Genomic DNA, 12,170 nt, shown 5'->3' on the forward strand with positions numbered 1-12,170 from the left:
CTCACTCCCCCTCTTTCCTGGGAGCAGTGGGACGAAGACCGCTTGGCCGGCGGATGCCGCCGCCAAATCCGGTCAACCGCGGCCTTCGGGAAGGGCTCCAGGCCGGGGCTCTTGCCAGAATATCTTTCAATTCCCCTTCCATTAGGGGGGCAATCGGAGAGAGATACGGAACGCCGAAGGAACGCAGTGAGCACAAATGTATGGCGATTGCGATCAAGCCCAGCAAGACGCCAAGCAGCCCCAGGAATCCCGCCAACAGCATAATCGGAAACCGCAGCATGCGTACGGTGATACCCAAGGTGTACTGGGGCAGCATAAAAGAGGCAATGCCGGTTATGGCAACGACCATGACCATGGGTGAAGAGACAAGTCCCGCTGAGGTTGCCGCCTGTCCGATGACGAGCGCGCCGACGATACTGACAGCCGCACCTACCTGTTTCGGCAGCCGGACGCCGGCCTCGCGAAGCGCCTCAAACATAATTTCCATAATAAAGGCTTCAACAAGCGCCGGAAAAGGAATCTCCTCTCTGGATTCTGCCACGTTCAGCATCAGTGAGGTTGGAATCATCTCCTGATGATAGGTGAGAATAGCCACATAAACCGATGGAGCCAGCATCGCCACGAACATAAATATATATCGCAGCCAGCGGATCGCCGTGGAAATCATATACCGCTGATAATAGTCCTCCGGCGACTGCAGCATGGAGATTAAGCCAATCGGCGCCATGAGCGCGAAGGGTGTGCCATCGGTCAGAATGACAAAACGGCCCTCCAATAAACCGGCGGCAGCCGTGTCCGGCCGTTCGGTCGAGATAATTTGCGGAAAGGGCGAGTATGGCTGATCTTCAATATATTCTTCAATATTGCCGCTTTCGAATATGCCGTCCACTTCAATTCGATTAAGGCGTTTCTCCACTTCCTCAATTAATCCGGGTTCGACCAGGCCATCCACATAGGCCAGGGCCACCCTCGTTTTGGTATAAAGCCCGAGCTCACGAAGCTTCATTTTCAACTCGGGCGACCTGACTTTACGCCGGAGCATGGCCATATTATCATTAATGGTCTCCGTAAAGCCTTCCCGTGGTCCTCTGACAACGGATTCGGCAATTGGCTCGTCAATCGCTCTTTTTCTCCAATCGCCCAGCATGAATGTATGGCCTTGCGCCAATCCATCCACAAGCAGTATGGCATTCCCGATCGTGATCTCGTCGGCGAGCTGTTTGAACGTATGAATCTTGTGGCAGGGCAGGTAATCCAGCTTTTCCCGGACCATAAGCTCCACCTCAGCGGCACCGGCTTCCCCGATTCTCGATGCGGTTAGCGTACCCCGGATTTCATTCAGCCGCTCCTCATTGGCAAGACCGTCAAAATAAATAAAAAATCCCCTGTATTCCGGGGTAAACGGACACTCCAGAAATATAATATCGCAGCAATCCTGATACATGTGAACCAGTCGGGTCCGGTTCTCTTCGAGACTCGCTGAGAATATGTCATTGGATTCGTTCCAGGCCTTGTTCATATCTTCCGTCCTCAGATCCGTCGTCATGTTGTCCTGCCTTTATAGTTGCCATAATCAGGACCGAATAATCAGATACTGGAAGCAGGAGGCAAAGCGGCCTTAATGGTGAAATTCACCGGAATGCAAAAAACACCCTCCCGGATCACTGGCTGCACAGGTTATGCCGCTTGCGATTCTTGAAGGGTGTTGCGAGTGCCGTCAACCCGACGGGAGATCTCTATCTTCTGCGCTTCTCGGTTAGCTGGAACTGCCCGACCAGCTGCTGCAGAAGGGCGGTTATTGCCTCCACGTGACTGGAAGTATGGCGGACATTCATGAAATCCGTTTGAAGCTCCTGGACATTGCTCTCCACTTCCTTGGAGATGAGGCGGTTATCTTTGCTGACCGTGGCAATTTTCTCCATCAGGACTACGACCTCATCAATAATTTGCGTCTTCAACGACTCATCCGCGCCCGCGTTTCTCAGGATTTCCGAAGCAGCCGCTACAAGCTCGTTGCCTTCACTGACCACCCGCGTTCCTTCCGCCATGGTTGCCGTTGCTTCCTGCGCGTTGCGGTAGATGTTATGCACGATTTCATGGACTTCCTCGGTGGATTTCCGGGTCAGATCGGCCAGCTTCTTGATTTCCGCGGCTACAACTGCAAATCCGCGGCCCTGCTCGCCAACGCGCGCCGCCTCGATCGAGGCGTTAAGTGCGAGCAGATGCGTCTGCGCCGAGATTTCCTCGATGACATTCAGCACGTTGCGGATTTCATCCGTCGTCTGCATGAACGCTTCGATCGTAAGATTGGTGTGCGCTACCTTATCGGAGATTTGCACCATCTTGTCTCCGATCCGCACCAGCTCTCCCTGGGCGACGCCAATCTGCTCGGAGGCTTTGTCCTCCAGCATCCGCAAGGTTACACGCATCTCGTCAGCCACGCTCTTGGCAATATCGATATCCTTCAACTGGCTGCGGATGCTCTTGATCATGTCGCTGACTTTGCCGCTTACCCGCTCTGTTGTTCCCGCCGTCACAACTGTAGAATCACTCAGCAGCCGCTGGCTTGTCAGCACATCGGTTGAAGCCAGCTTCACCTGCAGCATAATGCCCTCCAGGGAATCGATCATATTATTAACCCACTTGGACAGCTCGCGCATTTCATTATTATCGAATGAGCCGGTGTCCAGCCTCTGGGTAAGATCTCCCTTGCCCTCCGCATTAACCCGGATAAAGCGGTTCAATCTACGCATCTGGCGGACAACCCGGTTGCTGACCTTGCGGTTCAGCGAAACCATCATCACAAGTCCCAGCAGCAGGTTGAAGACCCCGATCAGCAGCGCCTCAGCCAATCTTCCGACGTGACCGGCCAGCAGATAGGCCAGCACCGCGCCAAACACGCCCATCAGCGTCATCCAGCCCAGCAGATGCTTGAACTGCGTCCATTTGATACTGCGGATGCGGTATACCTCCTCCAGGTCGCCCTCGCACATCATGCCCCACAGATCGGGACAATGCGGCAGCTGGAAGGTAACCCCTTTTCCAATAACGGAAATGTGGCGGTAATCGGAATATCCGGGAAACTCAACGAATAGATTGCTGCCGTTGCGGATCGTATTCGCTACACCCGGATGAAGCTGGCCGGTGGCCGGGTCGGTAAACATGATCTCCAGCTCCGTATGCTCCTTGACCGATACGACTCCCCAGTCTGTAGTCACCCCGTCCTTCAGATTCTCCCCGTGCGTGAAGGTCCGGTCTTCGAACCGGCTGCGGGAGAGCGCCGTTCCGGGGGCGATATGGCTGCTTAACCCGGGCTTCGCCATAAAGATATAATTATCGCCGGAATCCGGATACACGTGGCCGGATTCCCGTTGAATAAGATCGCCGATGACATCGTTGGGGACACGTCCGCATACGGCGCCGCACCAGACTCCCTCTTCTATAATGGGCGTAATGAAGAGCAGCGTCATTTTGTCGTGAAAGGATGAGGAACTGGGGCCGATTTTCAACGTCCACGGATCTGCATAAGGTCCGAACAGGCATTTGCGGCCTTCCTTCGTTTCCCGTGAATAGCTGATTCCGCCCGCGATGGGATCTTCTTTGCCGTATTGCTGGCCAATGTGACTCTCGCAGGTTGAGAACACCACTTTGCCTGCCGCATTTAATAGATAAATTTCCGAGAAATCCGATGCCCGGGTATGAGTGCCTGTGAATAAACGCTCCCATATTGTCTGATTGTCTGCGCTGAGAATGGAAGCTCCCTGTCTTAATGCGGACAGCTGGCCGGACAAGCGGTCCAGATGATCCCAATACTCTGCCGTCCATGCCTGCAGCAGGTTCATCCTGGTGTCCGCAATGCCCTCAAAGCTGTCCTCCACATCCTCTTTCAGATCGGCATTCAACCGATAAGACCACCATAAAGGAAGTCCCTTGCGCCATCCAAGCCAGTCGAACATAGGCATCCCCAACCCTTTGCATATCTATTTTTTATGTCAGTAATTATAACATAAAAAATGGGACAAAATACTTAATATCTTAACAATTGATATAGAATATTAGCTTTAATTGGCAAAAAAATGCGCCTTTCGGCGCATTTTTCATAGGATTTGTCCAGATTGGCAAACAGCTCCGCTTACGTTGCCCTGTCTTCCCGATAGAAGAAATTCGGCTTTACTACCGCATCGTCATAACGGTTGTGGAAGATGGCAGTCGTGGCCGGGGAAAGCGGCGGAATGAGCCAGGACCATCTGCCGGTAACCGCCCGCCCGCTGCGCGTCTCCTTCTCGACGAAGAGCCCGAACTGCTTGCTCGCTGTATGATGGTCCACAATGGTTACCCCTTTGAGCTTGAACGAATGCAGGACGGCCACATTGAGCTCCACAAGCGCCCGGTCCTTCCACAGCGTAGAATCCCTGCTTGTGTCCAGCCCTATCTTGGCTGCAACCTTCGGCAGCATGTTATAGCGGAAATCATCAGCCAGATTGCGCGCGCCAATCTCCGTTCCCATATACCAGCCATTGAAGGGAGCCGCCATATATCTGATCCCGCCGATTTCCAGCACCATGTCCGAAACGATCGGCACCGCATACCACTGCAGCCCAAGCTCCGCCACAGCCTCCAGATCCGGATGCACGATTGGCACCTGCATGACCAGATGTTCCGGAATGACGAACCATCGGGGAGCCTGTCCGCCGATTTGAATGACAAGCGGCAGCACGTCAAATGGCGTGCCCGCCCCCCGCCAGCCCAGCTCCATACACATGGACGTGAAGGGTACAGATGCCGGATCGCCAACAATGCCGGTGCTCGTTTCATATCCCGCGTAGCGGATCAGCTGGTGGTTGTGAATCCGGATTCCCGAGCCGTTCTCGGCCGGCTCGGGTCCGAATACTGTAATAACCGGACGTATTTTGCCTCCATTGGTGGCATGCTCGATATGATCCAGCAAGGCCGCTGCGGCATCCTCTTCCGTCTGCGCTTTGCGGGCGTCCTGAATGGCCAGCGAATCCCAGAAGAACCGGCCGATGCAGCGGTTGCTGTTGCGCCAGGCCATTTTAGCCCCGTGGCAAAGTTCTTCCTCCGTATGCTCGTAGCTTCCGCTGTCCTTGATTGATTGCTCGATCTCTGCGAGCCGGTCCTCCGCTTGCTGCCCGGATTTGCCAAGCTCGCTGTAGCAGGTGCGAATAAAGGAAGCAGCCTCTTCCATGCGCTGTTTATTGTCGATGATGCTTAATTCTTGCATATTGAGTCCTGCCCGTCTGTGTGAGATCATTTTAATTAATTTTGCGTTAAAGCATTGCGTACCGCCAATATATATTTGGGCTGATCCAGCGGATTGACTCCTCTGCGCACCCGCTCCACATGAACGTCCGGCGGACAGTCCCGATAGCCGTGGAAGAAGGTTGACAGCGTTCCTCTGCCTCTTGTGAGCGAACCGAGCCTCGCAGGGAAATCCAGCGTGGTCGCCACCGGCAGCAGGCCTTCAATCTCCATGCGCTCCTGACGGACCACTGGCGCGTCGAATTCGCCCCGCATGACAACCAGCTCGCTGAGCAGCTTGCCGCCGTATTCCTCCGGTATGGACAAGCGGAACTTCAGCATCGGCTCCAGCAGCTTCGTGCCTACATTCGCCAATCCATTCATAATTCCCATAGGCGTGGCAATGACAAAATCAAGCGGATGCGTATGCCAGACATGATGCTCCCCTTCCAGCAGAGTCACGCGAAGATCCGTTACTTCCCAGCCGAGCATGCCTTGGGAGAGCGCCTCCGGCACGCGCCGCGCCACTTCATTCTGGTAGCTGTCCAGCAGCTGCTCCCCCCTTACCAGGGAGGAATACGCAAGACCGCTGCCCCGCTCCGCTGGCTCAATAAGAAACCGCAGAATCGCCCAGCAGGGCTTTGGCGACAAATAGGCGATGAATCCTTCCCCTGAAGCTGCGGGAGTTTCCTTATAGATAACGGAGGGAGCTCCGAAGGTCACATCGAGCCCGAAGCGGCTTTGCATCAGATGCGACAGCACCTCCATCTGAATAGGCCCCATGACCTTCAGGTGCAGCTCCCGCTCATCCTGAAGCCACTGGAGATCCAGCAGCGGGTCCTCATCCGCCAGCTCACCGAATGCGGCCACGATAGCGGGATATTCCGCCTCGTTGCGCCACTGCACCTGTACAGTGAGCAGCGGGACGGCAAGCCGCTTCTCTCCCGGCACGCGGTCCGGCGATCCCAGAATATCTCCGATCCGGGCCCGGTTTAGGCCATACACCGCCGCAATGTCGCCGGCCTTCAACAGGCCGATATCCTCTGTTTTCTGTCCATGCACCCGGCGGATTTGTGTCACTTTATCCTGGACATCGCGGGTAAAGTTGGACAGCGTGTCGCGATTTCGGATGGTACCGTCATACAGCCTTACATACGCAATCTTGCCCATCGCCGGGTCCTTCTCCATTTTGAACACAACACCGGACACAGGCGCATCCTCGGAACCTTCCGGGGGCGGCAGAAAACGAACCACCGCATCCATCAGCTCCTTCACGCCGATTCCCCTGTTCGACGCCCCGAACAAGACAGGAAACAGCTCCGAACGGCGAATCCCTTCCTCCAGGACAGGCAGCAGCCTGGCAGCAGGCAGATCGCCGTCCTCCAGATAGCAGATGGTCAGCGCCTCATTCCGTTCCACAATTGCCTCCACCATCATATCCCGATAGGGCGATATCCAATCGGCCTGAACAGTTCCGTCCTCTGCCAGCAAATCCAGGGAACCTGCAAAATCCCCTTCCGCACCCTCCGGCGCCTGAACGGGAACAACGCCATGTGAGAGCAATCTGCCGATCTGCTTCAATACAGCCAGAGCATCAGCCCCGACACGGTCCATTTTGTTTATATAGATCAAAGTTGGAATCGACAGCTCGCGGAGTGCCTGCCAGATCACCTCGGTCTGGGCCTGAACGCCCTCAACCGCCGAAATAATGAGCACGGCTCCATCCATGACGCGCAGGGAGCGCTCCACCTCGGAGAGAAAATCGACATGCCCCGGCGTATCCACCAGATTGACCGGCGTCTCATTCCACATCATGCGGGTTACCGCCGCTCTTACCGATATGCCCCGCTCCCGCTCAACGTCGAGCCAATCCGTCTGGGAGGTTCCCGAATCGACGCTGCCCAGCGAGCGTATATGTCCGCTCAGAAACAGCATTTGTTCCGTTGTTGTTGTTTTCCCCGCATCAACATGGGCGAATATGCCAACATTCCGCATGGCTTGCTGCTGGTGCCCCATTCTTCTCGCTCATCCCCTTATAACTGCTGCTCCTATTATAGCGCAAGTTGCAAAGAAGAAGCGAGAAGCGGCGCAGCGGGCAAGCAGTGCCGGCAGCTCCGCTTTCCGGCGGCTGAAGCAGGCTTTCTCCAGGCAAAACATCAGTGGATTCTGCGCCTCAGCCTTGCTGCGGCATCTCCTTCGGAATAACGATTTCAGTGCGTTTCCTGCTGTCCCAATTCACCAGAAAAATTCCTAAGCATATGAACGCTCCCCCCACTCCGACATACCACTGCACCCTTTCGTCCAGCATCAGCCAGCTGAAGATTACACCGAAGAGCGGCACAAGAAAAAGAAAGGCGCTCGTCTTGGCAGGATCGCCGCTGCGCAGCAGATAGAACCATACCGAGAACTGAATAATCGAGCACAGGACCGCAAGCATCATTAGTACGGTGACAGAGGTGCTGTTAATGATGAAATAAAGATGACCCGTAACGACGCTGAGCAGGAGAAGAATGACTCCGCCGGCAAGCATTTGATAGGCGGCCAGCACTGTCATATCGAACGCCGGGCCCCACCGTTTGATGAGCAGGGTCGATACGGCAAAAAAGACCGCTCCTGCAAAGCTGATCAGAGTGCCGGGCTCAAAGCCGATGTGAAAGCCAAAAGTAAAGGCAACGCCGACGAAGCCAACTGCCACTCCCAGCCATTGGCGGCCGCGGTAGACGGCCCCGGTGAACAGGGTGCCGAGTACGATAACAAGCAGCGGATTGGTACAGGTTATGATGGAGGATTCACCGGATGTGATCCAGTGCATGCTGTAGGATGCGCAGCCCATAACTCCCGTAGATTGAAAAAGTCCGAGTACTGCGGCTTTCCACCATTGACTGCCCCGGGGGCGGGGCCTTCGGGCAACGATAACCGCCAGCAGGCTCCCGGCAATAATGAAGCGGGCCCCCATGAGTAAGAACGGGGGCGCATAAGCAAGTCCGATTTTGCTGATTGGAAATGCCAGCCCCATTAATATTGTTGTCAGCAGCACCAGGCTAATATAGAGATATTTATTCACAGGACAGCTCTCCCTTTGCTCTTTTGATGAGAATGTTTATATTGTAGGGGAGGCGTGGTTTCATGTAAAATGATTATATAAGATATTAATTATCATTATTAGAGATACCAGAAATGTACCTGCGGGAATACTTCAAATAGATGGAGCGTGGTTTCATGGAGAGTTCCGATTTGCGCGTATTTCAAATGGTTGCCCGGGAAGGGTCGATTACGAAAGCGGCCGCCCGGCTTGGCTATGTTCAATCGAATGTCACCGCACGCGTCCAGCAGTTGGAATCCGAGCTTGGCACCGTGCTGTTCTTCCGTCACAACCGGGGGATGAGCCTTACATCCGGCGGCAGAACGCTGCTTGGCTATGCAGACAAGGTCGTCGGCCTCCTGGACGAGGCCGCCATGGTCTTCTCCTCTTCCGATGAGCCGAACGGTCCGCTCATGATCGGATCAACCCAGACAGCAGCGGCAGTCCGGATGCCCGCGCTGCTTGCTTCTTATTACAGCCATTACCCCAAAGTCCTCTTGTCGCTCACAACCGGAAATTCGCAGTTTCTGATGGACAAAGTACTCCATTACGAGCTGGACGGAGCCTTCATCGGCTGCCCGTGCGATCATCCCGAGCTCCAGGGCGCTCCCGCCTTCACCGAGGAGCTTGTTATCGTATCCGCTGCTGCGGTACCCGACCTGTCAGAGGCGGCGAAGAAGCCCATACTTGTATTCAGCACGGGCTGCTCCTACAGGGATGTGTTGGAGCAGTGGATGCGGACAAGCGGTCTTCATCGGTCCGTAATTATGGAGTTCGGCACGCTTGAGGCGATTATTGGCGGCGTCTCCGCCGGACTCGGCATATCCCTGATGCCGCGGAGCGTCGTTCAGAAGCATGAGGCGGAGGGCACCGTCCGCATACATGAATTTCCGGCCTCCCTGCGCCAATCCGAAACAACCTTCATCACACGCAGGGACTCCTTTATCAGCAGCGCACTGCAGGCTTTCATCAACAGCCTTCCCGCCGCTCAAGAAATATAAAATTTGCCCTGACCCTTCCCCGATATTTCTAATATGTAGAAACTTGCTGCGCTGCCGATGACCGGCAGCGCCGTTTCTGCTATTGCCCGAAATATTTTTTCGCAAGAATCGCAAAAAGACTCAAACCGTTTGTCCCTGCCGTTCGTTAGCTTCTTATGAAAGTGATAATAAGAGGAGGCATTCTAATGGGGAAAGCCAGGTTTGGGTCGTTATTTATTGTATTATCATTATTTGCAGCACTGCTGCTGCCTGCACTCGGCGCTTCAGCCGCCGAAGCGGCCGGAGGCGCAGCCTCTGATGCGGACACAGCCGCACAGCTGGGTCTGCTGCTTGGCGATGGAGATGGCGTGAGCGCAGCTTATTTGGGCAAAACATCGACACGCCTGCAAGCCGCAATTATTTCGCTCCGTCTGCAAGGAAAGCTGGAAGAAGCCCTTTCCTACACCGGCACGAGCAGCTTTACCGATGCGAATCTGGTGGGCAAAGCCAATAAGCCCGTACTGGCGTATCTGAAAAATCATCCCGAGCTGGGCTGGTCCGGTACAGGAGGAGGCTTGTTTGATCCTTCAGCCATCATCAGCTCCCAGCAGCTGTACAAGGTACTGCTTGAAGTGATGGGTTATCCATCCGGAACTGACTATACTTATGCCGAAACCGAAACATTTGCCAAGTCCAAGGGACTTCAGCAAATTGCCGGCATGGCTTCGCTCACGAACGCACATATCGCAACAGCGCTCGTTGAAGTTTTGGGTGCGCCTACCGCACATGGCCACTCCTTATTCGATATGCTGAAAGAGGCTGGCGTTCTCCCGGCATCCGCGACGCTTCCGCAGGGCACGCAAATCGGTCTTGGGCAGAATGATAAACTGGGTGCGTATCTCACCGACAAAGCAGGCATGACGCTGTATTTCTTCACCAAGGATGCCGAGAACGTCAACTCCTGCCAGGGCGATTGCCTGAAGTCATGGCCCGTTTACTATGCGGACCAGCTGCAGGTTCCCGCTTCGCTGAAGGCAGCTGATTTCACTACGCTCACACGTGAGGACGGCACCAAACAAACCGCTTACAAAGGCTGGCCGCTCTATTATTTTGCCAAAGATGCAGCCCCGGGCGATGTGCTTGGCGAAGGCGTCGGCGGCGTATGGTTCACTGCCAAAGCGGACTATTCGGTTATGCTCGGCACCTCCTCCGCGCTCGGTAATTACCTGACGGACGATCAAGGCCGCACCCTGTATTATTTTGACAAGGATACGAAGGGAAAAAGCGCCTGCGAAGGAACCTGCCTGGCCAATTGGCCGGCTTACAACGCTTCCGGAAAAAGCGCTCCTACCGGCGTCTCAAGTGCCGATCTTGGCACAATAACCCGTACGGACGGCAGCAAGCAGTCCACTTACAAGGGCTACCCGCTCTATTATTTCATTCAGGATAAGGCTCATGGCGATACCAAGGGGCAGAATGTCAGCAATGTATGGTTCGTGATTGACCCGGCCAAATTCGCGGGAACAACGACGCCTGATACGACTCCGGCTTCTCAGGCCAAAACCTATCATGTCGATATCAAGGAGTATTCATTCGGCACCGGACCGCTTACTGTGGAAGCCGGCTCCTCCATCATCTTCACCAACTTCGACGACATGAAGCATAACGCGGTTGCCGTTGACGGAAGCTTTGCCTCGCCTTTGCTTGCCAAAGGAGATACCTACACGATTAAGCTGGATAAGCCGGGAACCTATGATTACTTCTGTGAGCCGCACAAAGCATTCATGACCGGCCAGATCATCGTGAAATGAGTGGACAGCCAATGAGAATTCTTCATTATCGAACGGCCTTGTCCCTCTGCGCGCTGCTGTGCATACTGCTGCTGGCGGCATGCAGCAGCGGAAACGGAAATGGTGAACCTGCAGAGAACCATTCCAATATGACAGCTGACGAGATGGCAGGCGGAATGAACGGCGAGACGGCAGGAGACACGGGGAATGCTTCAGGGAATTCGGCAGTGTCAACGAATCAGAACGAATCTGCGCCGCCAGCCGATGAAAACCAGAACGATGCGCAGCCTGCCGATGCTTCCGGCGGACAAGCGGACGCAGGCGCGGGGGCAGGCAGCCCGGGCAGCAGCGGCTCCGCTGTCCAAGGTCAGCCTGCTGAAGGCGACGACAATGCTCCGGCGGAAGGCGATAACAGCCCGAAGAATACGGCTCAGGGTGATTCCGCAAGCGGGAACGCCGAATCGCAGCAGGCGGTTAAAGGCAGCGATGCCGGCAGCCCTGAGACAACGAAGCCGGATCCGGCCAAAACGGAATCTCCGAAACAGGAGACCGTAAAGCCGGAGACACCGAAAGCCGATTCCCCCAAACCGGAGACGCCCAAAGCGGAGTCACCGAAACAGGAGGACGCGTCGGCCGGGGACAAAGCCGCCAAGCCGGAAGAGAACAAACCGGCTGCACCAACCAAAACCGATACGGAAAGCGCCGGCAGTCCTGCAAGCGCGGATGACAAGGCCGGCACTGTTCATGTGGTGGAAATCGTAAACTTCGCTTTCACTCCAAGCAAGCTGGAGATCAAAGCCGGAGACATCGTCAAATTCGTAAACAGGGATGAAATCCGGCATAGCGCAGTAGCCGATGACGATTCCTTCGATACCGATCTGCTGGGTCAGGATGAAGGCAAAGAGGTTACTTTCGACGAGAAAGGTGAATTTTCTTATTACTGCTCGCCACATCCGGCCATGAAGGGTACAATCGTTGTAACGGAGTAGCAGCTTGCTTTTAACCTGTAACGCATTGATAGCGATAAGGTCCAAAGAGAAGAAACGCGCTCGCCGCTCT

8 protein-coding genes are annotated in these 12,170 nt (G+C 55.0%); 3 read left to right on the forward strand and 5 right to left on the reverse strand.

The genetic code is table 11. The features are described 5' to 3' along the window. Window position 1 precedes the first annotated feature (1 nt). The 5 genes from AC0YOB_RS18935 to AC0YOB_RS18955 all read right to left on the reverse strand — a co-directional run bounded on the left by AC0YOB_RS18935 (window position 2) and on the right by AC0YOB_RS18955 (window position 8,323). Window positions 2-1,546: a spore germination protein gene (locus AC0YOB_RS18935; RefSeq protein ID WP_475794095.1), complete on the reverse strand. Its 1,545-nt coding sequence runs from the start codon at window positions 1,544-1,546 to the stop codon at window positions 2-4. Window positions 1,547-1,736: 190 nt separating this feature from the next. Continuing rightward, window positions 1,737-3,956, reverse strand: coding sequence for a methyl-accepting chemotaxis protein (locus AC0YOB_RS18940; protein WP_475794096.1), 2,220 nt, complete (start codon window positions 3,954-3,956; stop codon window positions 1,737-1,739). A 176-nt stretch (window positions 3,957-4,132) separates the two neighbouring features. Next, window positions 4,133-5,242, reverse strand: a complete 1,110-nt coding sequence (locus AC0YOB_RS18945) for a nitric oxide synthase oxygenase (protein WP_475794097.1) — start codon at window positions 5,240-5,242, stop codon at window positions 4,133-4,135. Window positions 5,243-5,277: 35 nt separating this feature from the next. Continuing rightward, window positions 5,278-7,275, reverse strand: coding sequence for a GTP-binding protein (locus tag AC0YOB_RS18950; RefSeq protein ID WP_475794098.1), 1,998 nt, complete (start codon window positions 7,273-7,275; stop codon window positions 5,278-5,280). A gap of 157 nt (window positions 7,276-7,432) precedes the next feature. Then, on the reverse strand, window positions 7,433-8,323 hold the full coding sequence (locus tag AC0YOB_RS18955; protein ID WP_475794099.1) for a DMT family transporter: 891 nt from the start codon (window positions 8,321-8,323) through the stop codon (window positions 7,433-7,435). A 155-nt stretch (window positions 8,324-8,478) separates the two neighbouring features. On the opposite strand from AC0YOB_RS18955, the gene AC0YOB_RS18960 reads away from it, so the two are divergent. The 3 genes from AC0YOB_RS18960 to AC0YOB_RS18970 all read left to right on the forward strand — a co-directional run bounded on the left by AC0YOB_RS18960 (window position 8,479) and on the right by AC0YOB_RS18970 (window position 12,100). Beyond that, entirely contained in the window at window positions 8,479-9,342 is an 864-nt protein-coding gene (locus AC0YOB_RS18960; RefSeq protein WP_475794100.1) for a LysR family transcriptional regulator, read from the forward strand. Window positions 9,343-9,527: 185 nt separating this feature from the next. Further along, complete coding sequence (locus tag AC0YOB_RS18965) at window positions 9,528-11,132, forward strand: plastocyanin/azurin family copper-binding protein (protein WP_475794101.1); 1,605 nt, start codon at window positions 9,528-9,530, stop codon at window positions 11,130-11,132. Window positions 11,133-11,143: 11 nt separating this feature from the next. Then, a complete protein-coding gene (locus tag AC0YOB_RS18970; protein ID WP_475794102.1) occupies window positions 11,144-12,100 on the forward strand; it encodes a cupredoxin domain-containing protein in 957 nt (318 codons plus the stop codon). Window positions 12,101-12,170: the final 70 nt, after the last annotated feature.

The sequence above is a fragment of the Paenibacillus sp. JT31N17 genome, assembly GCF_056269255.1.